This is a genomic window from Massilia polaris (assembly GCF_012927275.1).
Taxonomy (GTDB): Bacteria; Pseudomonadota; Gammaproteobacteria; order Burkholderiales; family Burkholderiaceae_D; genus Telluria_A; species Telluria_A polaris.
This window is the reverse complement of sequence record NZ_JABBGG010000010.1, coordinates 100,584-121,875: the sequence shown is the minus strand read 5'-3', so window position 1 is coordinate 121,875 and position 21,292 is coordinate 100,584. Positions and strand designations below refer to the sequence as shown.

Below are 21,292 nucleotides of genomic sequence, written 5' to 3'. Positions count from 1 at the left end.
AGATCGCCAGGCTGTACGGAGCCGAAGTAACTGGCGTCGATAGCCCCGCCAAGCTGACCAGCCTGCCCGGCTCAACGCCTGAAGAACCAAATCAGCAGGCTCACCACCACGGAAATGATGAGGCAGGTGACGATCGGGAAGTGGAAACTGAAGCCCTCCCTGACGACATGTATATCGCCGGGCAAGCGCCCCAGCGGCAACCTGCGCAGCCACGGCCACGCCAGGCCTGCCGCCACCATCACCATTCCCAGAACGATTAACATTCGCTGCACGACTTCCCCCTTCAAGCTCAGCGCGGCCCGCACTTGGCTACTTGAATTTACCCGCCACCGTTGGGCCAGCTGTTGCCTTTTGGTCTGACGAACATTGCCGTATTGTCATGACGCATCTCAATATCGAATAGCTTACTTGCGCGTAGAACTTCGCTTATTTTTCGATATCCGTAGTTTATTGGAGAAAACGAACTTGTGTTTGAGATGTAATGACCGACCTTACTGAGGTGCGACCAACCGTCAATATCGGACGTCTGGTCGGCAGCGTTTCGCAGGAGTTGGATAAGATCGGCGTCTTGCGTGAGATCCAACTTGGATAACCCACCCGACTTTTCCGGTAATGCCTCAGGTTTGGTGATCAAGTTTTCGATAAAAATAAACTGGGAGCACGCGTGCACGAAGGGTGACGGCGTCTTTTTTTCTCCGAAACCATAGACGGGCATACCGCTTTCGAGAATGCGCATAACGAGGGGGGTAAAGTCGCTGTCACTCGTCATCAGAGCAAATGCATCGATGTTTTGGCTGTAGAGCAGATCCATTGCATCAATGATCATCGCTGAGTCGGTTGCGTTCTTTCCGGTCGTGTAGGCAAACTGCTGGATCGGTCGGACTGCATTGGGGTGCAGTTTCTCGATCCAACCGCTTAGGTGACTGCTTTTCCAGTCGCCATGCGCGTGCCGTACGTTGACCGTACCATGTTTAGCAAGTTCAGATAGCACTCCTTCAATCGCAATGTGGCTCACATTATCGCAATCGATAAGGAGGGCAATGCGCATGTCGTTTGGTTTCATCCTAGTCTCTACTATTGTGCGAATCTGTGGTGCTAGCGGTTGAGGGTACCCATCGCCAACGTTCTTCACTCCCTGGTTCGGAAAGTCCCTATGCAACTTATTCTTCGTTGAGTGGTGGCGCCACGCATATACTACAGGCCCGCGAAGGTACCCGTCGCAAATACGATAACGGAGAAATACAATGGAGTTTGGAAAGATACAACTTGTTGCGCTTCGCGAGATTTGGACCGGGGAAGCCACGCATTTCACGCCTTGGTTAGCACAGAATTTGAGCGTCATTTCGGAAAAGCTTGGAATGGACCTCGATCTGGAAACGGTGGAGGGAAATGCTGGCGATTTTTCGGCCGACATCGTTGCACGGGACCTTTCTACCGGCAGGCTCGTCGTCATAGAAAATCAGTTTGGAAAAACCGACCATAAGCACTTAGGCCAGATCATCACTTATTCATCCGTGTTAGGCGCGGGTGTAGTGGTATGGATCGCAGAAGCGATTCGAGCGGAGCACAAATCTGCGATCGACTTCCTAAATCAAAACCTCAAAGCGGGCTTACAACTGTTCGCCATTGAGGTCTCCGTCATCCGCATCGATGACTCCAAGCCAGCGTATGTGTTTAATACCATATGTGCTCCATCCGAAGCACAAGTCAGCGTCACCGATGGCGTCAAGGGTGACAGTGACACGGGCCAGAAATACCGAACCTACTTTCAAGGACTGATCGACGAACTTCGCACAGTCCACAAGTTTACAAATGCTAAGGCGGGACAGCCGCAGAACTGGTACGATTTTTCATCGGAAAACTCAAAAATCTACAGGTATTCAACCAGCTTCGCGCAAGGCGGCCGCGTGCGAGCGGAAGTCTACATCGACTGCGGTGATAAGATTAAGAATGAAGCCTTATTCGACCTGCTATATAGTCAGAGGGATGGCATCCAAGCCGAATTTGGAATTGGCGAACTAAAATGGGAGCGACTAGATGCAAAACGTTCGTGTCGCATTGCAGTCTACCGTGACGGCGATATCGATGTCGATACTGGGGTACTTGCGGAGATAAGAAAATGGGCAATCGAAAATCTCTTGCGCTTAAAGGCGACTTTCCCGAAAAGGTTCACCGCAGCACTTGCCACGGTTAACGTTCAAGCGCAGACCAACTTCAACGAAGATACTTCGCCGCCTCTTCTAGTCCAATGATGCAGAACTTCGAACGCCGGCGCGATCGCTTTGAGCTTTTCAACCGGATGGACAGCCCGGCCGTGAACCTGAGTTTCACGATGGACTTGCCGGATTTCCGGCCCTGGTGCAAGGCGCAGGGCTTGCCGCCATTTCACGTGCTGCTGTGCGCTGTGCTGCGGAGCATCTTGAAAGTGGAGAACTTCCGCTACCGCATTTTCGAGGGCGAGGTGATCTGCATCGACCGCCTTACGCCGTCCTACACCGTGGTCAACCAGCACCACGACTTGAACTTCGCCCAGTTCGCCTGGTCGGACGAGCTGCGTGAATTCGTCGCCCGCAGCCTGGTGGCGCGCGAGGAAGCGAGCAGCATGGCCGGGCTGAACGATACCTACCAGGGGATGTCGCCGCGCGAGTGCAAGAACCAGGTCTTCGTCACCTGCATCCCGTGGCTGGACTTCACCTCGATCCAGCACCCGATGGCGTCAGTGGGCTCGCCGGATATTCCTTCGCTGGCCTGGGGGAAGTTCAGGAATGGCGCCAACGGCCGCCTGCAGTTGCCCTTCTCGGTTCAGGCGCATCACGGTTTCGTCGACGGTTACCACATCCATCACCTGGCGCAGACGATCGCCGCCGAATTGTCGGAACTGATGAGTTAAAAAGAAACGCCACCTGATCGGTGGCGCTTCTGTTGGTGCCGCGATTATTTACGCTGCGCCGCCGTTTTATCGCGCGCCGCGCGGAACTCGGAGTCCGCCGACCAGTTCGGCCAGGCGGTCGAATTGGCGAGATCCGCGCCCACCGCGTACAGCACTTCCAGATCGCGCGCCATGCCGGTAAAGGTCCACTTCGGATTGAATTCGTCCGCAGGCTGGTGGTAAGCGTCCTTGACGTAGGCTTCTTCCGCCGCTTCGCCCGCCTTCACACCACCGTCGATCCAGTCATGTCCCGAACCAAAGGAGATGGCCGGTACGCCGCGCTTGGCGAACGGGAAGTGGTCGGAACGGAAGAAGTGGCCCGCTTCCGGCTTCGGATCAGGCGAGTAGGCGATGTCCCACTGCTTCGCCTTGGCGACCAGCTGGTCGATCAGGTCGAGCTTGGCGCTGCCCGAAATGTTGAAGTTGCGGGCCGGGCCGTAAGGGCTGAGCGCGTCCATGTTGATCACGCCAACCGTATTCGCCAGCGGATACAGCGGGTTGGACGCATAGTATTCCGAACCGAGCAGGCCCTTTTCTTCAGCCGTCACTGCCAGGAAGACAATGCTGCGCTGGGGCGCCGGCTGCTTTGCATACACGCGCGCCAGTTCCAGCATGGCGGCAATGCCTGTCGCGTTGTCGACGGCGCCGTTATAGATCTTGTCGCCCTTGGCATCCGGCAGGCCGATGCCGAGGTGGTCCCAGTGGCCGCTGTACATCACGTACTGCTTCGGATACTTGCTGCCTTCGCGCACGGCGGCAACGTTCTTCGACTTGATGACCTGCGCAGCGACCGCGTAGTTGGCCGACAGCGTCAAGCCCTTCAGCTCGACCGGCTTGAAGTCGCGCGATTGCGCCTGCTTCTTCGCCGCTTCGAAGTCGAGGCCGGAGCGCTTGAACATATCCGCCACCAGGTCGCGCTGGATCCAGGCTTCCATCGGCGCGTGCGCCTTGCGTGGTTCCTTGCGGACGATGTCGTACATGACATTGGTGTTCGAGTTCTTCACCGTTGGCCAGCCATACGATGCCGGCGCGGTTTCGTGCACGATGATTGTGCCGAGTGCGCCACGGCGCGCCATTTCCTCGTATTTGTAGGTCCAGCGGCCGTAGTAGGTCATCGCCTTGCCGCCGAAATCGCCGTTGCCGGTTTCGAAGTCGGGATCATTGATCAGCACGATCGCCAGCTTGCCCTTCAAGTCCTGGCCCTTGAAGTCGTCCCACTTGCGTTCCGGCGCGGTCACGCCGTAGCCGACGAATACCATCGGCGCATGCTTGAAACTGACCTTCTTCTCGCCGTTCATCGCCGCGCGCACCGCCATGTCGTCGCCCTGCTTGAGCGTCTGCGCTTTCTTGCCGTCGTTCAGGGTCAACGTCACCGATCCCTTGATCTCGAAACGGCCCAGCGGCACGTCCTGCGTCCAGCTGCGCTTGCCGTTGGCCAGGTCGCCGCCCGGCTTCAGGCCCGCGGCCTTGAACTGTTCGATCAGGTAGTTGACGGTCTTGGTCTCGCCGGCGGTATTCGGGCCGCGTCCTTCGAATTCATCCGAGGACAATACCTTTACATCGTGCGACAGGCGCTGCGGGTCGAACTTGGGGCTATCGGCAGCCTGGGCGGTGGCCGCGGCCAGGCCCAACAGTACAAGGGTAGCGTTTTTCAATGCGTTTCTCCGTTGCGTAAAAAATGACTAACAGGGCAAAAGGTTGAATCCTAAACTATCGGCACGGTAACACAGGGGAGTTTGGCTTGGTCAAACGTCCGGGCAGCGCGACCGGATGACACAAGTGGCACGGCGTTCCCGCCCATCATCACGCAATTTGCGCGTCTAGTCGGCGCTACCACCCGGCGAGCCGCGGCTCCATCGGCCATTTTGCCAGCCCCGCTCGGCCAGGTGGATTTTCGATTTGACGTGCTTGAGGTTGGCGACGATCGTGAACGTCATGATGACCATCAGCGACCACGAGCTCCACTTGCTGACGTGGACAAGCGACCACGCGCCAAGCTGGTTCGGGTAGCGCCAGACGCCCCAAAAGGTAGCAATATTCTCGGCAAGCCAGACGAAGAATCCGATCAGCACGAAACCCAGCATTAGCGGCATCTGGCGGTCGCGGTCGAGCGGCCGGTAGACCACCGACGTGCGGAAGTACAGCGCAAGCGCGCAGGCCGCCAGGTACCAGCGGTAGTCGCCGATGTAGTTTCATCCGCGTTGCGACTTCGGTAAAGAAGGCCGACGGCAAGCGCGCGGTCGGTACCAACCTGGGCAACAAGCATCCGGCCTACGCCAAACTGATGCAGGGCGAAACCTTCCGCGGCATGGCTGTCCTGTTCGGCAAGCCGCACGTGACCGAATATGTGCCGATCAAGGACGCGAGCGGCCAGGTGCTGGGCATCCTGTATGTCGGCATCGACATTTCGTCCGAGGTGGCGGCGCTGAAAGCGCGGATCAAGTCGCTCAAGGTCGGCGAAACCGGTTATTTCTTTGTGATGGACTCGAAGCCGGGCGATACGTTCGGCACCTTCCTCGTGCATCCTGAAACGGAAGGGCAGAAGGGGCTGGAGCGCCGCGACGTCGAAGGCCGTGAATACATCAATGAAATCCTGAAGACTGGCGCCGGCACGTTGCACGTGACGCCGCAGGACGCGCAGGGCGTTCCCGAACGCGAACGTATCTTTGTCTACCAGACCAACAAGGACTGGAACTGGACCATTTCCGGCGTCGCCTTCGTCGACGAGGTCACGCAGGAAGTCACCAGCATGCGCAACAAGCTGCTGGCGATTGGTGTACTCGCACTGCTGGGTTTCGCCGCTGCACTGGTCTTTATCGTCCGACATGTCGTGACCAAACCATTGCGCCTCGCTACCGATGCGGCGCAGCGCCTCGCACACGGCGACCTCACCGTAAAACTGACGCCGGCGAGCCAGGACGAGATCGGCCAGCTGATGAACGCGATGAACGGCATCAGCCATGGGCTGGCGGGTGTGGTGGCAACGATTCGCGATGGCACCGAGCAGGTTGCCACCGCGTCGGCTCAGATCGCCGCAGGCAACCAGGACCTGTCAAGCCGTACCGAACACCAGGCCGGATCGCTTGAAGAGACTGCCTCGTCGATGGAAGAGCTGACCGCAACGGTGCGCCAGAACGCCGACAACGCGCGCGAAGCGAATGACCTTGCCTCGTCGGCATCGTCGGTCGCGGTCAAGGGCGGCGATGTGGTGGCGCAGGTGGTCTCGACGATGGGCGAAATTAACGAATCGTCGAAGAAGATCGTCGACATCATTGGCGTGATCGACAGCATCGCTTTCCAGACCAATATCCTGGCCCTGAATGCGGCGGTGGAAGCAGCCCGGGCTGGCGAACAGGGACGTGGTTTTGCCGTTGTTGCGTCCGAAGTGCGTTCGCTTGCACATCGCTCGGCCGAGGCTGCCCGCGAGATCAAGGCGCTGATCGGCGACTCGGTCGACAAGGTGGAGACGGGCAGCAAGCTGGTCGGAATGGCCGGCCAGACCATGAACGATGTCGTGGCAAGCGTCCGGAAAGTGACCGACATCATGGGCGATATCATGGCCGCCACCCAGGAACAGAGCGTTGGTATCGACGAAGTGAACCAGGCGATTGTGTCGATGGACAAGGTGACCCAGCAGAATGCCGCGCTGGTCGAAGAAGCATCGGCCGCCGCGCAGTCGATGCAGGAAATGGCGGCCACGCTGGCGCAATCCGTCAGCGTGTTCAAGCTCGATGGCGCGCGTGGCGGCAAGCCAGTCGCGCTGCTCGGGCGCGACTAAAAAATCAACGCGGCGCCGCGAAGACCTGGGTCCAGTACACCCGCCCGGTCGCGCGCGCACTGTTGATCGCGTAGCCGGCGCCCATTTCGGTAAAGCTGCCGTTCATGATGTTGGCGCAGTGGCCGGGGCTCGTCAGCCAGCCGGCCACCACTTCCTCGGGCGACGACTGTCCGGCAGCGATGTTCTCGCCGATGCGCCGCCACCGATAGCCAGCTTGCAGCGCACGGTCCGCCGCGGCACGGCCATCCTTTCCCTTGTGGCTGAAGTACTTGTGCTCCGCCATGTCACGGCTGTGCACCAGTGCCGCGTCGCCCAGCGCGCCATTCCACGCTACTTGCGGCGCAGCAGGGAAATGCTGGTCGCCGCAATTGCGGGCCGCCGCGCGCGCAAGGTTGACAGCCTCGAGGATTGCTTTGCCGGCAGCCTCCGGGCCCGGAAGAAGATTGATCGATGGCAGCGGCGCGGGCTGGGCGAGTACGATCAGCCAGCTGTCGCCGTTGCGTGCAGCGCCCACATCGGAAAAATCAGGGTTCAGCAAGGTCTTGCAATATTTACGTTCGATCGATGCCATGACCGCGCTCGCGTCGCCTGGCCCCGAGATGAAGATCGCCGCGGCCTTCGCGACCGGATATCCGGCGCGCTCGATTGCCTGTTCCAGGAACGTGCCGGTTGTGACCTGCACGCGGGCCAGTGCCGGATGAGCGGCCAGCGGGGTCATCGGCATGGCTTGCCTGCCATCGCAAACGCGCGGTGCAGCACGGTAAGCGTTGATCAGCTCCACAAGCGGCGCGTTGCCTTCTGCGTGCGCCGGGTGTGCACCGAGGAGGCTGAGGCTGGCGAAAACGCAGCTGATGACGGGACCAGTGATGTTCAAATGAAGTGCCTGTAATCCATTAACCGGAAAGCATACACCGCAGCCGCTACGCCCGCTTGCCCGGCAACTGATCCGTGCGGGGAATTTTGCGCGGCGGAGTGTGCAGTTTGCTATGCTATCGCCTTTACAGAGGCCGGGACCGCTACCCGCGCCGGCGTCCTTTACTTATGGAGTAGCAAACATGGCCTCGTTGCAAGAACAGTTTTTGAAAGCCGGCCTGGTCGACAAGAACAAGGTCAAACTGGTCAACCAGGACAAGAGCAAGCAGAAAAAGGTCGAACGCCGCACCGGCACGACGACCGTTGACGAAGCGCGTAGCGCCGCCCAGGAGCTGCAGCGCAAGAACGCCGAGCGCGCGCGCGAGCTGAATGCGCAGCGCGATGCGGCCGCGTCGCAGAAAGCGATCGCCGCGCAGATTGCCCAGATGGTCAAGCAGAACCGCCAGGGCAAAGGCAATGGCGATGTCGCCTACAACTTCACCCACGGTAGCAAAATCGAACGCATCTATGTTTCCGCGGCGGTCCAGGCCCACCTGATGGCCGGACGGCTGGTGATCGTGTGCCTTGGCGGCGTCACCGAACTGGTCCCGAAAGTCATCGCCGACAAGATCGCCGAGCGCGATGCGTCGCTGGTCGTGCGTGTGAAAAAGACCAGCAACGAAGTCGACGAGGACGATCCATACGCAGCCTTCCAGATTCCGGACGATTTGATGTGGTAATGAACCATGCAAAAAACTACGTCGTGACGGCAATTTTTAGTGCGTCCACTAGTGAACTAATGTAACTTTTACGTCAAGGCATTTCCCGGTCCGGTGTAGCACCGGCGACATCGAACATCCTTGACGTAAAGAGGTTACATGAAGGGCCTTTCCGCACTTGACGTGCACCTGCTGGACATGCGGGCGCGAGAAATCGGCGGCTGGCGCCGCGGCTTGCTCGAATTCTGCTACTTCGGCATCAAGAATGCGCGCGCATGCCTGTTCGTCGGGCTGTTCTTCATCGCGATGATGGTGATTCCGCGGACCGGCATCGCAGGACTGCCGCGCTACGACGTGCTGCTGGCAGTGGCCTTGCTCATCCAGTTCTGGATGGTCTGTTCGAAGCTCGAAACGATGGATGAGCTGAAAGCCATCTGCCTGTTCCATATGGTCGGCTTCGCACTTGAGGCGTTCAAGGTCTCGGGCAGCATCAGGTCATGGAGCTATCCCGACTTCGGTTATACCAAGATACTCGACGTGCCGTTGTTCGCGGGCTTCATGTACGCGGCGGTGGGCAGCTACGTGGTCCAGGCCTGGCGCCTGTTCGACCTGCGCATCCGCCACCATCCGCCGTACTGGATGGCGACGACCGTGGCCATCCTCATCTACGCGAATTTCTTCACCCATCACTAAGTCGTCACCTTGCTTGATGAAGACAGTCGCGTTGCCGCCGGTCATGGCAGAGAAGCGGTCGACGGCCTCGAAATTGAGGTTCAGGTCCACGTCGTCATGCTTCATGACCGGCAACTCCTTCCCGCCCGTGTCGACGGTACGGCTGGCGTCTACCGAGAACGCCCCCGGCAGCAGGCTGGAGAACACCCGCGAAAACTTCTCAACCGCGCTCAGCTGCGCGCGGTTGAACGTGTCGATCATTGTCCCGACGCCTTCAGCCTGCGTATTGACGAGTTCAGTCGCCCTTCTTTCGAGGGAACCCGACATCGTATGTGCAACGAAGAGGATAAAGGCAATAAAAATGCTGCTAATCAGTGCCAGGGTAAAGGCGGACAGCTTGGTACCGACCATGAAATTGCGGCCGGTCGTGATCGAAGTTTTCATTGAGGGGAACTAGTTGGGGCTCGCCGACCGTCGTGATGTGTGGACTTGGAGCAATATCGAACGATACCGGAAGTCTTTCTGTAGGGCACCATATTTAGACCGTTAATGACGCGATTGGGGCTTTTGCACAACGGCACAAAATAGCCGTTATTGAAATCGCAAGAGCTCAAAAATTCAGCTTTCAAATGCCCCTTGTCGTCCCCATAACTGGAACAGCAACCGCCTCTCTACCGCAAGCGAAAGAACTAATGATTCCCTTTTCCGTACTCGACCTCTCCCCTATCACAGAAGGCAGCGACGCACGCACGTCGTTTCACAATTCCCTCGACCTGGCCCAAAGCGCCGAGCGCTGGGGATTCAACCGCTACTGGCTTGCCGAACACCACGGCATGCCCGGCATCGCCAGTGCGGCGACGGCGGTGCTGCTTGGCTATATCGCAGGAGGGACCTCGACGATCCGCGTCGGCGCCGGCGGCGTCATGCTGCCGAATCACTCGCCGCTCGTGATTGCCGAGCAGTTCGGCACGCTCGAATCGCTCTACCCCGGCCGGATCGACCTTGGCCTGGGCCGCGCGCCCGGCTCCGACCAGGCTGCCGCGCGCGCGATGCGCCGCAATCTCGCTTCCAGCGCGGATGAATTCCCGCAGGACGTGGTCGAATTGATGGATTACTTTGCCGGCTCGTCGCGGCGCTCAGTCCAGGCGGTGCCGGGCGCCGGCCTGAAGGTGCCGGTCTGGATCCTCGGCTCCAGCCTGTTCGGCGCGCAACTGGCCGCGACGCTGGGCCTGCCGTACGCGTTCGCCTCGCATTTTGCACCGGCGATGATGATGCAGGCCGTCGACTTCTACCGCAGCAACTTCAAGCCTTCCGCGCAGCTGGCCAAGCCCTACGTCATGCTCGGCTATAACGTGTTCGCCGCCGACACGGACGCCGAAGCACAAGTGCTGGCAACGTCGATGCAGCAAGCTTTCGTCAACCTGCACAGCGGGCGCGCCTCGCGCCTGCAGCCGCCGGTGCCCGGCTACCTGGACCAGGTCGGCCCTGCCGGCCGCGCGATGCTCGACCAGGTGCTGTCGTGCTCGGCCATCGGCTCGCCCGGCACGGTGACCCGCCAGTTGCAGGAGTTCGTGGCCCGGACCGGCGCGGACGAACTGATGATCACCTCGCAGATCTACCACCACGCCGCGCGCCTGCGCTCGTACCAGATCACGGCCCAGGCCCACCGCGACTTGTCCGAACCGCTCGACCCGGCCGACACGCACCGGACGGCGTGATAGAAAAGGGCGGCGCACTGCGCCGCCCAATTGCCTTGCCTGGCCCGCTTAGTACAGGACCACCGAGCGGATCGATTCGCCCCGCTTCATCAGGTCGAAACCTTCATTGATGCGTTCGAGCGGCAAGGTGTGCGTGATCAGCTCGTCGATGCGCAGCTTGCCGTCCATATACCAGTCGACGATCTTCGGCACGTCGGTACGGCCGCGCGCGCCGCCGAAAGCGGAACCTTTCCATTCGCGCCCGGTCACCAGCTGGAACGGACGGGTGCTGATTTCCTGGCCTGCCGCCGCCACGCCGATGATGTACGACTGTCCCCAGCCCTTGTGGCAGCACTCGAGCGCCTGGCGCATCGTGGTGGTGTTGCCGATGCACTCGAACGAGTAGTCGGCGCCGCCATCGGTCAGCTGCACGATGTGGTCGACCACATTGGCCACTTCGTTCGGATTGATGAAGTCAGTCATGCCGAAGCGCGTCGCCATTTCGATGCGCGCCGGGTTGATGTCGACGCCGATGATCTTGTTGGCGCCAACCATCTTGGCCGCCTGGATGACGTTCAGCCCGATGCCGCCGAGGCCGAACACAACCACGTTGGCGCCCGCCTCGACCTTGGCCGAGAACACCACCGCGCCCACGCCGGTGGTCACGCCGCAGCCGATATAGCAGGCGGTTGCGAACGGCGCATCCTTGCGGATGTTGGCCAGTGCGATCTCGGGCACCACGATGTAGTTCGAGAACGTCGACGTGCCCATGTAGTGGAACAGCTGCTTGCCGCCGATCGAGAAGCGCGAGGTGGCGTCGGGCATCAGGCCCCTGCCCTGGGTCGAGCGGATCGCCTGGCACAGGTTGGTCTTGCGCGACAGGCAGAACTTGCACTGGCGGCATTCCGGCGTGTACAGCGGGATCACGTGGTCGTCTTTCTTCACCGTCGTCACGCCCGGACCGACGTCGACCACCACGCCCGCGCCCTCATGTCCCAGGATCGCCGGGAAAATGCCTTCCGGGTCGGCCCCGGACAAGGTGTAGTAGTCGGTGTGGCAAATGCCGGTGGCCTTGATCTCGACCAGCACTTCGCCCGCCTTCGGGCCCTCAAGGTCCACTTCCTCGACCGTCAGCGGGGCGCCGGCCTGCCATGCGATTGCGGCTTTTGTTTTCATAGTGAGCAATTATTCATTGGAATAGATGAAGAAAGATCATATCCCACCCGCGCCACGCGCGTCGGCGCGCCCCGGGGAAGCGGTGCGCGGGAGTGGCTCCGATATAATACTGACAAGGCCTCTCGCGGCCAGGAACCCGGCCGCACGGCTGGGAAATTTCCATTCCAGGCCAGAGGCGCGCCATGCCCGAATTTCTGCTGACCCCCATCGTCTTCCTGCTCACCGCCGTCCTGCTGGTACCGCTGGCCCAGCGCCTCGGACTTGGATCGGTGCTCGGCTACCTGATCGGCGGCTGCATCATCGGCCCGTGGGGCCTGGCGCTGATCCAGAACGTCGAAATGATCAGCCATGTGGCCGAGATCGGCGTGGTGATGATGCTGTTCCTGATCGGGCTGGAACTGCAGCCGAAAAAACTGCTGGAAATGCGCATGCTGGTGCTGGGCGGCGGCACCCTGCAGGTGGCCGCCTGCGGAGCGGCATTGGCCGCGGCGGCCTTTTTCCTCGATATGCAATGGACCGCCGCGCTGGTTGCCGGCTTCGCGCTGGCGCTGTCGTCGACCGCCATCGTGGTCCAGAACATGCACGAACGGCATCTCGAGCACACGCCGGCCGGCAAGGCCGCGTTTGCGATCCTGCTGTTCCAGGACATGGCCGCCATCCCCCTGCTCGTCGTGACGCCCCTGCTCGGCGCCGCCGCAAGCAGCGGGCCCGGTTTCAACTGGCCATTGACGGCCGCGGCCATCGCTGCCGTCCTCGTCATCGGCCGCTACGCGATTCCACCAGCGTTGCGGCTGATCGCCAAAAGCGGGCTGCGTGAAATCTTTACCGCGTTCGCGCTGCTGCTGGTGCTCGGCATCGCACAGCTGATGACGCTGGCCGACCTGTCGATGGGCCTGGGCGCCTTCCTTGCCGGCGTGCTGCTGGCCGGGTCCGAATACCGCAAGGCATTGGAAGCCGACCTGGAACCGTTCAAGGGCTTGTTGCTGGGGCTGTTTTTCACGTCAGTGGGCATGTCCGTCAACATGGGGCTGCTGTCCGACGGACCGCTGCATATCTTGGGCCTGACGCTTGCCTACATGGCGCTCAAGATGGCGCTGCTGGCGCTGATCGCGCGCGCGATGCCGATCCCGGCGGTGCAGCGCTGGCCGTTCGCCGGCCTGCTGGCCCAGGGGAGCGAATTCGCGTTCGTGGTGTTCGCGGTGGCGCGCCAGGCCCAGGTGCTGCCGCCGGCACTGAACGAAACGCTGGTCGTGGTCGTGGCCGTGTCGATGGCGCTGACGCCTTTGGCGGTGATGGGCGGCAGCTGGATCAGTAGCCGTCTGCACGCGCCACCGCCGATGGAACCGGACGTGATCGAGCCGGAGGGCGCGCGCGTCATCATTGCGGGACTCGGACGCGTCGGGCAGATTACCGCGCGCCTGCTGATCGCATCGGGCATCAAGGTGACCGTGCTCGACAACGACCCCGACCTGATCGACATGCTGCGCAGGTTCGGCATGCGCGTGTTCTACGGCGACGCAACCCGCCTCGACCTGCTGCACGCGGCCGGAGCGCGCAAGGCGCATTTGCTGATCAACGCCATCGATGACATGGAAGGCAGCCTGAAGCTGACCGACCTGGTGCGCGAGAACTTCCCCCACCTGGAGATCATTGCCAGGGCGCGCAACCTGACGCATTTGTTCGAGCTGCGCAGCCGCGGCGTCGAACAGGTCGAACGAGAAACCTTCGAGTCGGCGCTGCTGATCGGCCAGCACGCACTCGAAAAAATGGGCATCGATCCCCTTACCGCCGAGCGCGCGCGCATCAAGTTCCGCGAGCATAACCTGTCGACCCTCGACGCGATCTTCCCGCATTATCGCGACGAAAAAACGATGATCTCCATCCAACAGGCAGCGCGCGACGAGCTGGAGCGTTCCTTCGAACAAGATCGAATCCGCCTGGCGCCGGAGCAAGCGCAACGCTGAATCCATGCGGCCGCGCCGGCTTTATCCGCTGCGCTTGGTAATCACCACCTCCAGGTACTCGGCCGGCACAACCAGCGACGACGAACCCGCAATGTTGAAGCGGTCGAGCAAGGCGAGGATGTCTTGCTCCAACGCCTGCTGCCCACCCGCGTCGAGCGCGCCAAACGCCTTATTGGTCGGCCCGTAGAAGTCGCGGAAGACCTGCAGCCAGTGCGCGGACGATGCGTATTGAACAGCTGGCCAATAAAACCTTCGGGCGTCCAGTTCGCCAGCGCGATACGGCCGCCATCCCGCACGACGCGCAGCAGTTCACTGGCGGAGCGAGTATGGTCCGGCGTGAACATCACGCCGGAGGTCGAGATGGCCACGTCGAAGCTTGCATCGGGGAATGGCAGGTTTTCCGCATCGGCTTCGCGGAAGTCTATTTGCAGGCCTTCGGCTTCGGCACGCTTGCGCCCTTTGTCCAGCAGCGCCGGAACGTAATCGGTGGACGTGACTTTCGCGAAGCGGTGTGCAGCGGCCAGGGTGGCGTTGCCGTTGCCGGCGGCGACATCGATCACTCGTTCATTGGCGCGGATGTCAGCGGCCTCGGCCAGCGATTCGCCGACAATCTGCAAGGTGACACCGATGACGGCAAAGTCGCCGCTCGCCCATGTCGCTTGCTGGCGTTGCTTGATCGCCGCGAAATCCGGCATGTCGGGCGGCCGCGACTCCTGGCCGGAAGCGGGGGATGGACCAGGTTGGGGCATGGCGAATCCTCCTTGCGTCGGAATTGATTGCGTATCCCATTTGACTCGGACGGCATCTCCAAGTTCGCCGGTATGGGCATAACCCAAATACCGTCGTTTCGCCCCCCGGAGAAACGCCGTGCCGGCGGCGCAGCTTCCCTCAGATTCCCTTTAATTTAGTGGCGGCTCTTGACCACTTGTCCCGACTTCATCACGAAGTCGACCTTCTTGAGCGCGGTCACGTCGGCGAGCGGATTCGCGGCGACGGCGATCAGGTCGGCGCCCTTGCCCGCCTCGAGCGTGCCGGCCACGGCGCTGATACCGAGCAGGTCCGCGGCATTGACGGTGGCGGACTTGATCGCTTCGGCTGGCGTCATCCCGAACTGGACCATCAATTCGAATTCGTCGGCATTGCGGCCGTGCTTCGACACGCCGGCGTCGGTGCCGAAGGCGATCCTGATGCCTCGGCTGTGCGCCTGGCGCAGCGCCTTGCCGGTGATGCCAATGCGCCAGTCGATCTTCGCACGCACGGCCGGCGGGTAAGCATCCGGATTATTGGCGATCCGCTCCTTGTAGCCGTTGATGGTCGACAGGGTCGGGACGTAATACGCGCCTGATTTCAGGAACAGTTTGACGCCCTCCTCGTCCAGCAGCGTGCCGTGTTCGATGGAATCGGCGCCGACCGCCAGCGCCAGGTTGATACCGCCGGCGCCATGCGCGTGCACCGCCACCTTCTTGCCGTACAAGTGGGCGGCCTCGATCAGCGACTTCGCTTCATCGTCGAACATCTGCTTGCCGACGCCGGCGCCGACCACGCTGTTCACGCCGCCCGTGGTGGCGATCTTGATGACGTCGACGCCGCGCCCGATCTGCACCCGTACCGCCTTGCGGCAACTCTCCGGGCCATCGCACAGGTTTGCGGTCGGCACGCCATGCTGCACCCAGTCGGCGTACCCGAGCCGGCCGTCCATGTGGCCGGAGGTGGCCGAAATCGGCATGCCGGCGTCGATGATGCGCGGTCCTTGCACCCAGCCCCGGGCAATGGCGTCGCGCAGCGCCAGCGTTACGCCGTTGCCGTCGCCAAGGTTGCGCACTGTGGTGAATCCGGCCTGCAGGGTCTTCCCGGCGTTCATCTGCGCCTCGTAGGCCGCCGCTGCGACGCTGTCGGTCACGCCGGCCAGCTGGCCTTCGATGCCGGCGCGGTCGCTGGTCAGGTGCACGTGGCTGTCGATCAGTCCGGGAAGCACGAAGCGGTCGCGCAGGTTGACGATGGTAGCGCCGGCGTAGCGTTCAACGCCGGCGTAGCCGTCCAGTACCTCGGCCACTTTGCCATCCCTGATGACCAGCGTCGATGCGCCGCGTTGCGGATGGCCGGGACGGTCGAGCAGGTGCCCGGCCTGCACCAGCGTGACGGCGCCTGCCGCAGCGGCATTGATCGATAGCGCCAGCAAGGCGCTGGCAAGAATGGTCCTGGTTGGCAAAGTGCGCATGGCGGTCATGGTCTCGAGTGGCAAACCACGCATGCTGGCACAAGTTTAGAAGCAAGGCAATCACGGCTGCGGCCGCAAGCAGGCCGGCCTGGCAAAACTGAATAACTCGGTGCACAGGATGGCCGGCATCCGGTAAAGCCGCCGTGCGGAACTCGGAAAAACGTTGCGACTCTAAAAAGCCAATGACGATACAATCCGATGATCTGCATGTTCCCGCCGAAAGGGGGAGATGATGAAAAAGAAAAAGCTTGCAGCCGCCTTTGCCGGTGCGGCTTGCCTGGGGCTCGCGTTTGCGCCGACACTGGCCGAACGCCAGCCGGACGGCGCTGCTTTCGATCCCTTGTTTGCCGGCGGCGCCAGTTGCGCGCCCCCCCAGGGCGGGCGTCCTCGGCTGCTTGAACAGCTGGTACTGGCGCAGGCGGAAACCGCGCCCTTCAAACCCGGCCAGCAAGCGCCGGCACCCGCCGCCGCCGAGAAGCCACCGCTGTACAAGGACCTCGGCAAGCTGCACGTACCGGTCAGCACCCGCAACCCCACCGCGCAAGCCTATTTCAACCAGGGCATGCGGCTGACGTTCAGCTTCAACCATGCCGAAGCTGCGCGCGCCTTCCGCGCGGCCCAGCAACTCGATCCCAACTGCGCGATGTGCTACTGGGGCGAGGCGTTGGTGTTAGGGCCCAACATCAATGCGCCAATGTTCCCGACCGCAGTTGCACCGGCCGTCGCGGCGGCGGCTAACGCCGCCAGACATGCCGCAAGCGCCACGCCTGCGGAGCAAGCGCTGATCCGCGCCGTCGCGCGCCGCTATGACGCAGCCGCCGGCGCCGACCGCTCGGCGCTCGACAAAGCCTATGCCGACGCCATGACCGACGCCGCCAAGGCATTTCCCAACAACGACACGATCCAGGTGCTGTTTGCGGAATCGCTGATGGACCTGTCGCCATGGGACTACTGGGAAGGAGGCGGCACGCGGCCCAAGAACCGCACCGCCGAACTGGTCGATGCGCTGGAACGCGTGCTGGAACGCAATCCAACCCATCCGGGCGCCGCCCACTATTACATCCACGCGATGGAAGCGTCGGTCCATCCCGAGAAAGCGCTCGCGCCGGCGCGCGTGCTGGCGAAGCAGATCCCCGGGGCGGGCCACATCGTCCACATGCCCTCGCACATTTACTACCGGGTCGGGCTGTACAAGGAGGCGCTTGAATCGAACCTTGCCGCCATCGCAGCGGACGAGCGCTACTTCCGCCGCTCTGGCAGCGACCCGGTGTACCGGGGCGCCTATTACCCGCACAACATCCACTTCGTGATGGTCTCCGCGCTGATGGGAGGGGATGGCAAGACCGCGCTCGAATCGGCGGCCAAGCTGGACAAGTCGCTGCCTCCCGAACTGCTCAAGGATTTTGCCGGCATGCAGCCGGTCAAAGCCGCGCCCTACTTCTCGCACGTCCAGTTCAGCAGCCCGGACGTGCTGATTGCGCTGCCCGATCCGGGGCCTGACTTCGTGCTGGTCAAGGCGATGTGGCACTATGCGCGCGCCACCGGATATGCGCGCAAGGGCGCGCTGCCTGAAAGCCGCAAGGAAATTGAGGCGCTGGACCAGCTGGAGCGCACGGCCAACTTCAAGCCCATTGAAGACTGGGCCGTGCCCGCCAGGGATATCGTGCGCACCGCGCGCGCGGTGGCCAGCGGCCGGCTGGCGGACGCGCAAGGCGACGTGCCCGGCGCGATCAAGGCTTACCAGGAGGCTGTGGCGGTGCAGGACAGCCTGCCTTACACGGAACCGCCGTACTGGTATTACCCGGTGCGCCAGTCGCTGGGAGCGGCGCTGCTCAGGGCCGGCCAGCTGGAGGCGGCCGAGCAGGTGTTTCGCGCATCGCTGGCGCGCACGCCGAGCAATGGGTGGGCGCTGCGGGGGCTGATTGAGGTTTATCGCAAGCGTGGCGATACGGCCGCGCTTGCTGCGGCGCAGAAGCGGTTCGAGACGACGTGGCTGGGCAAGAAAGGCGGGCCGGATTTGGCGTTGTTGTGAGCGAACGTTAGAACGGCGGATGCGCGCTTATCCGCCGAAATTGTGCGCGTCGCGATCCGGCTTGCTTACTTCGGCGCGTCCGCCACACACTTCTTCATGAACGACGTCTTCGCAGCGCCAGCCAACGCCTTGCCAGTCTTGCCCATCGCCTTGGCCTCGCAGCTGCGCGACACCGGATCCATCATGTCCGCTTCGCATTTCTTCAAGAACGATTTTTTCGCCGCACCGGCAAGCATCTTGCCGCTCTTGTCGATGGCGCGCGACTCGCAGGCCTTCGCGCCCGGGGCGGTAGCGGCTGAGGAAACAGGAGCCTGCGCGAAAGCAAGGTTCGACAAAAGCAGACCAGCTACAGCAAAAATGAACTTGTTCATTGCGTTTTCCTCAGTAAATGGCGAAATACCAATAAAAAAAACGCGCGGCGGAACTGTCTCGTTGACATCTTTCTTCAGCCAACAACTCAAGCCAGTGTCTTGTTCACTTCAAGCAGCGCCAGCACCTTGTCGGCGGCCACCGCCCGGCTGAACAGGAATCCCTGGTACTCGTCGCAGGCCATGTCGCGCAGCATCGCCAGCTGCTCTTCAGTCTCGACACCTTCCGCCACCACCCCGAGCTTGAGGTTGCGCGCCAGGCTGATCACGGAGTGGACGATCGCGGCGCTGTCGTCGTCCTGGCCGAGGTCGCGGATGAATGCGCGGTCCACCTTCAGGCGCTGCACGGGGAAGCGCTTCAGGTAGGCCAGGCTCGAATAACCGGTGCCGAAATCGTCGATCGACAACTCGACCCCGAGCGCGCGGATGCCGCGCATCAGCACATCGACTTCCTGCTCGCGGCTGACCAGCGCGGTCTCGGTAATTTCCAGCTCGAGCGCGCCCGCCGGAACGTTCCAGCGGTCGATGCAGTCGCGTATACTCGGCAGCAAGTCTTTCTGGTGGAACTGGCGCGGCGACAGGTTGACCGCCACCTTGACCGGCGCGCCGGTGCTGGCAGTCCAGCTGCGCATCTGGCGGCAGGTCTCGTCCAGCACCCAGGCGCCGATTGCGATGATCAGGCCGGTACGTTCGGCGATCGGGACGAACAGGACCGGCGACACTTCGCCCAGCACCGGGTTATTCCAGCGCAGCAGCGCCTCGAAACCGACGATGCGGCCGTCGGCAATGTTGACCTTCGGCTGGTATTCAAGACGGAATTCACGGCGTTCCAACGCGCGCCGCAACTGCGCTTCGATGGCCAGGCGCTCGTCCAGGTCGGTGTGGGTGCTGGGCGAGAAGAAGTGGATTGCCTCGTCGTCGTCGCCGCCTTCCCGGTTGCGGGCGCTTTCGGCACGCCGGTACAGTTCGTCCGCCGTGGTCCCGTCCTCGGGGAACACCGAGACGCCCATCACTGGGCCGAGGTAGAAATCGCGCCCGCCGATGGTCATCAGACCCGACAGGCGCTGCTGGAGGTCGATCACGAATTCCTCGATCGCGAGACGGCCACGCTCGGCGGCGATCAGCACCGCGAATTCGCTGCCCTTGATGCGCGCAACGACGACTGCTGGCGGTAGCAAGGTGCGGAAGGTCTCGCCAACCTGGCGCAGTGCGCCGTCGCCCGCCTCCTGCCCAAGCAGGTCGCTGATCTCGTGCAGGCGCTTGAGCGACACGACCACGGTGCCGACGATGCGGTCGTGTGTGGCGGCATCGCCGATCACCGCTTCCAGCACGCGCAGGAACTGGTGCTGGTTCGGCAGGCCGGTGAGCGAATCGAAGTCCGCCAGGTAGGCAAGGCGCTGTTCGGCCCGCTGGCGCTCGGTGATGTCGGTCAGCACGCTCACCAGCTGGGCCTGGCCGGCCTCGTTGACCAGTTTCGACGTCAGCTGGATCACGGTGCGGGTCTCGCCGGCGCCATCGCGCAGTCGGGCCAGCGCCTCGCTGGTGGCGGCGTCGTCCAGTACCTGGCGGTAGCGGCGCTCGCGGTCGCCCAGGTTGCCCGGGTCCAGTACCTCGTGTTCGGGCAGCCCGGCCAGGTCGGCTGTGGGCCGCCCGACAAAGCGGCTGAACGCCTCATTCGTCGTGACAAACTTGCGCGCACTGTCGAGCACCCAGATCGGCGTGCCGACCGCGTTCAGGATGTTGGCCAGGTACTCGGCGCTCGCTTCCGCGCGCGCTTCGCTGGCGGCCAGCCGCTCGATCAGCTTGACCTGGCGCGCAGTGTCGCGCGCCACCCGCCATGCGAGGAAGACCAGCGTCAGCGAGACGAGGCTGAAGAAACCGAGCGCGGTCCGCAGGCGCCCATACCATGCGGCCAGTGCATCGGTTTTGTTCGTGCCGGTAATGATCACGAGCGGGAAGCCCGGCACCGAATCGTAGCCGTACAGGCGGATGACCCCGTCGATCGGGCTGACGCTCTCGAACCCGCCGCGCTCGGCAATCGGCAAATGCTGCACGAACAGCGGTGTCGTCTTGAAGGAGCGTCCGATGCCTGAAGGAAGATTCGGACCGCGCACCAGCATGGTGCCATCGCGCTGGAGCAGCGTGACCGAGCCGCCCTCGCCCAGTTCGACCAGCGTGTATATCCGTTCGAAACGTTTTGAATCGACCTGGGCGAGGATGGTGCCGAGACGCTCGCCGCGCGCGTTGCTGATAGCGCGCGCAAAATTAATGACACCGCGCCCCGTGGCCGGGTCGATGTTGCTGATCGTGATGCTGACCGGCGTGGGGCCGTCCTGCTGGGGCGCATTGGGCGGCGGCTGGATCGGTTCCGAAGCAATGGCGACGCTGGCCGGTACACCGCTGGCAATCAGGTGGCCGGCCGCATCGTACAGGTGCACGCCGAGCAGATATTCCTGGGCCGGGCCATTCTCTTCAAAATAGGGTGACAGCGACGGCGGCGTGGCGGCGCCGCCACGGTGCACGCGCCCCACCTGGCGCATCACCTGGTCGACCGCCTGCGCCACGGTGAGGGTCTGGGCCGCAAAGGCAATCGACAGGTTGCGCAGGCTGGTCTGTTGTTCGCGCAAGGCGTCGTTGTAGCTCACATACAACATCGCCGAGTTCGCCACTGCCAGCACCGAGATCAACAAGGCAGTCGCGGCAACCAGGCGCGTGCGCGCATACGGCCTGGTCTTGCCTACGGAGGCTGTCGGATCTTGTGGCAGGGTCATGTGCGATCTGCAAATCTATGGCGGTGGTGAATGGACTAATTCTACACGCGACACCAAGGTCCTCCACGTATTAAATGCGCCATGAATACCCCGCTTCGCCGATGGTTCGATGCCCT

The 21,292-nt window shown here is 62.2% G+C and carries 15 protein-coding genes and 4 pseudogenes; 8 read left to right on the top strand and 11 right to left on the bottom strand.

Features of this window, described 5'->3' with window-relative positions:
- Positions 1-71: 71 nt before the first annotated feature.
- Both HHL21_RS17220 and HHL21_RS17215 read right to left on the bottom strand, forming a co-directional pair.
- The gene (locus HHL21_RS17220; protein ID WP_308640255.1) at positions 72-239 is read right to left on the bottom strand and encodes a DUF2905 domain-containing protein; all 168 of its coding nucleotides are present in this window, start codon (positions 237-239) and stop codon (positions 72-74) included.
- Positions 240-319: 80 nt separating this feature from the next.
- Positions 320-1,063, bottom strand: a complete 744-nt coding sequence (locus tag HHL21_RS17215; RefSeq protein WP_169468089.1) for an NYN domain-containing protein — start codon at positions 1,061-1,063, stop codon at positions 320-322.
- A gap of 181 nt (positions 1,064-1,244) precedes the next feature.
- Here HHL21_RS17215 and HHL21_RS17210 point away from each other — a divergent pair, with 181 nt between their 5' ends.
- Both HHL21_RS17210 and HHL21_RS17205 read left to right on the top strand, forming a co-directional pair.
- Entirely contained in the window at positions 1,245-2,252 is a 1,008-nt protein-coding gene (locus HHL21_RS17210) for a DUF4268 domain-containing protein (RefSeq protein ID WP_169468087.1), read from the top strand.
- On the top strand, positions 2,249-2,890 hold the full coding sequence (locus tag HHL21_RS17205; protein ID WP_308640251.1) for a CatA-like O-acetyltransferase: 642 nt from the start codon (positions 2,249-2,251) through the stop codon (positions 2,888-2,890). The genes HHL21_RS17210 and HHL21_RS17205 overlap by 4 nt, the downstream gene beginning before the upstream one ends.
- 44 nt (positions 2,891-2,934) lie before the next feature.
- On the opposite strand, the gene HHL21_RS17200 is transcribed toward HHL21_RS17205, so the two are convergent.
- Both HHL21_RS17200 and HHL21_RS17195 read right to left on the bottom strand, forming a co-directional pair.
- The gene (locus HHL21_RS17200) at positions 2,935-4,584 is read right to left on the bottom strand and encodes a M28 family metallopeptidase (protein ID WP_169468085.1); all 1,650 of its coding nucleotides are present in this window, start codon (positions 4,582-4,584) and stop codon (positions 2,935-2,937) included.
- 165 nt (positions 4,585-4,749) lie between these two features.
- Positions 4,750-5,121 (bottom strand): annotated as a pseudogene (locus HHL21_RS17195) (DUF817 family protein); the annotation flags it as partial.
- 2 nt (positions 5,122-5,123) lie between these two features.
- On the opposite strand from HHL21_RS17195, the gene HHL21_RS22195 reads away from it, so the two are divergent.
- A complete protein-coding gene (locus HHL21_RS22195) occupies positions 5,124-6,707 on the top strand; it encodes a methyl-accepting chemotaxis protein (RefSeq protein ID WP_370659753.1) in 1,584 nt (527 codons plus the stop codon).
- A 4-nt stretch (positions 6,708-6,711) separates the two neighbouring features.
- On the opposite strand, the gene HHL21_RS17185 is transcribed toward HHL21_RS22195, so the two are convergent.
- A complete protein-coding gene (locus HHL21_RS17185; RefSeq protein ID WP_169468081.1) occupies positions 6,712-7,581 on the bottom strand; it encodes a CAP domain-containing protein in 870 nt (289 codons plus the stop codon).
- Positions 7,582-7,762: 181 nt separating this feature from the next.
- Between HHL21_RS17185 and HHL21_RS17180 the strand changes: the two genes are divergently transcribed.
- The gene (locus HHL21_RS17180; RefSeq protein WP_169468079.1) at positions 7,763-8,299 is read left to right on the top strand and encodes a DUF2058 domain-containing protein; all 537 of its coding nucleotides are present in this window, start codon (positions 7,763-7,765) and stop codon (positions 8,297-8,299) included.
- A 138-nt stretch (positions 8,300-8,437) separates the two neighbouring features.
- Positions 8,438-8,968, top strand: a pseudogene (locus tag HHL21_RS17175) (DUF817 family protein); the annotation flags it as partial.
- Between the two features lie 57 nt (positions 8,969-9,025).
- On the opposite strand, the pseudogene HHL21_RS22190 reads toward HHL21_RS17175, so the two are convergent.
- Positions 9,026-9,277: pseudogene (locus tag HHL21_RS22190) on the bottom strand (Cache 3/Cache 2 fusion domain-containing protein); the annotation flags it as partial.
- 365 nt (positions 9,278-9,642) lie between these two features.
- On the opposite strand from HHL21_RS22190, the gene HHL21_RS17165 reads away from it, so the two are divergent.
- The gene (locus tag HHL21_RS17165; protein ID WP_169468075.1) at positions 9,643-10,668 is read left to right on the top strand and encodes an LLM class flavin-dependent oxidoreductase; all 1,026 of its coding nucleotides are present in this window, start codon (positions 9,643-9,645) and stop codon (positions 10,666-10,668) included.
- A 48-nt stretch (positions 10,669-10,716) separates the two neighbouring features.
- Here the strand turns inward: HHL21_RS17165 and HHL21_RS17160 are convergent, their stop codons facing one another.
- Positions 10,717-11,823: an S-(hydroxymethyl)glutathione dehydrogenase/class III alcohol dehydrogenase gene (locus HHL21_RS17160; RefSeq protein WP_169468073.1), complete on the bottom strand. Its 1,107-nt coding sequence runs from the start codon at positions 11,821-11,823 to the stop codon at positions 10,717-10,719.
- Positions 11,824-12,005: 182 nt separating this feature from the next.
- Here HHL21_RS17160 and kefC point away from each other — a divergent pair, with 182 nt between their 5' ends.
- On the top strand, positions 12,006-13,787 hold the full coding sequence (gene kefC / locus HHL21_RS17155; protein ID WP_169468071.1) for a glutathione-regulated potassium-efflux system protein KefC: 1,782 nt from the start codon (positions 12,006-12,008) through the stop codon (positions 13,785-13,787).
- Positions 13,788-13,808: 21 nt separating this feature from the next.
- Here the strand turns inward: kefC and HHL21_RS17150 are convergent.
- Together HHL21_RS17150 and HHL21_RS17145 are read right to left on the bottom strand one after the other, a co-directional pair.
- Positions 13,809-14,536 (bottom strand): annotated as a pseudogene (locus HHL21_RS17150) (class I SAM-dependent methyltransferase).
- A 155-nt stretch (positions 14,537-14,691) separates the two neighbouring features.
- The gene (locus tag HHL21_RS17145; RefSeq protein WP_206085848.1) at positions 14,692-16,038 is read right to left on the bottom strand and encodes a metal-dependent hydrolase family protein; all 1,347 of its coding nucleotides are present in this window, start codon (positions 16,036-16,038) and stop codon (positions 14,692-14,694) included.
- Positions 16,039-16,234: 196 nt separating this feature from the next.
- On the opposite strand from HHL21_RS17145, the gene HHL21_RS17140 reads away from it, so the two are divergent.
- Positions 16,235-18,037: a tetratricopeptide repeat protein gene (locus HHL21_RS17140; RefSeq protein WP_229496532.1), complete on the top strand. Its 1,803-nt coding sequence runs from the start codon at positions 16,235-16,237 to the stop codon at positions 18,035-18,037.
- A 65-nt stretch (positions 18,038-18,102) separates the two neighbouring features.
- Here HHL21_RS17140 and HHL21_RS17135 read toward each other — a convergent pair whose 3' ends face one another.
- Both HHL21_RS17135 and HHL21_RS17130 read right to left on the bottom strand, forming a co-directional pair.
- Positions 18,103-18,498, bottom strand: coding sequence for a hypothetical protein (locus HHL21_RS17135; RefSeq protein WP_308640250.1), 396 nt, complete (start codon positions 18,496-18,498; stop codon positions 18,103-18,105).
- Entirely contained in the window at positions 18,495-21,176 is a 2,682-nt protein-coding gene (locus HHL21_RS17130) for a bifunctional diguanylate cyclase/phosphodiesterase (protein WP_169468069.1), read from the bottom strand. Before HHL21_RS17130 ends, HHL21_RS17135 begins: the two co-directional genes overlap by 4 nt.
- Between the last annotated feature and the right edge of the window lie 116 nt (positions 21,177-21,292).

What these genes read in the sequence shown, in the direction of transcription:
- HHL21_RS17220 (WP_308640255.1), bottom strand. Translation starts at nt 239, where the DNA reads ATGGTGGCGGCAGGCCTGGCGTGGCCGTGGCTGCGCAGGTTGCCGCTG.
- HHL21_RS17215 (WP_169468089.1), bottom strand. Translation starts at nt 1,063, where the DNA reads ATGAAACCAAACGACATGCGCATTGCCCTCCTTATCGATTGCGATAAT.
- HHL21_RS17210 (WP_169468087.1), top strand. Translation starts at nt 1,245, where the DNA reads ATGGAGTTTGGAAAGATACAACTTGTTGCGCTTCGCGAGATTTGGACC.
- HHL21_RS17205 (WP_308640251.1), top strand. Translation starts at nt 2,249, where the DNA reads ATGATGCAGAACTTCGAACGCCGGCGCGATCGCTTTGAGCTTTTCAAC.
- HHL21_RS17180 (WP_169468079.1), top strand. Translation starts at nt 7,763, where the DNA reads ATGGCCTCGTTGCAAGAACAGTTTTTGAAAGCCGGCCTGGTCGACAAG.
- HHL21_RS17165 (WP_169468075.1), top strand. Translation starts at nt 9,643, where the DNA reads ATGATTCCCTTTTCCGTACTCGACCTCTCCCCTATCACAGAAGGCAGC.
- HHL21_RS17160 (WP_169468073.1), bottom strand. Translation starts at nt 11,823, where the DNA reads ATGAAAACAAAAGCCGCAATCGCATGGCAGGCCGGCGCCCCGCTGACG.
- kefC (WP_169468071.1), top strand. Translation starts at nt 12,006, where the DNA reads ATGCCCGAATTTCTGCTGACCCCCATCGTCTTCCTGCTCACCGCCGTC.
- HHL21_RS17145 (WP_206085848.1), bottom strand. Translation starts at nt 16,038, where the DNA reads ATGCGTGGTTTGCCACTCGAGACCATGACCGCCATGCGCACTTTGCCA.
- HHL21_RS17140 (WP_229496532.1), top strand. Translation starts at nt 16,235, where the DNA reads ATGATGAAAAAGAAAAAGCTTGCAGCCGCCTTTGCCGGTGCGGCTTGC.
- HHL21_RS17130 (WP_169468069.1), bottom strand. Translation starts at nt 21,176, where the DNA reads ATGACCCTGCCACAAGATCCGACAGCCTCCGTAGGCAAGACCAGGCCG.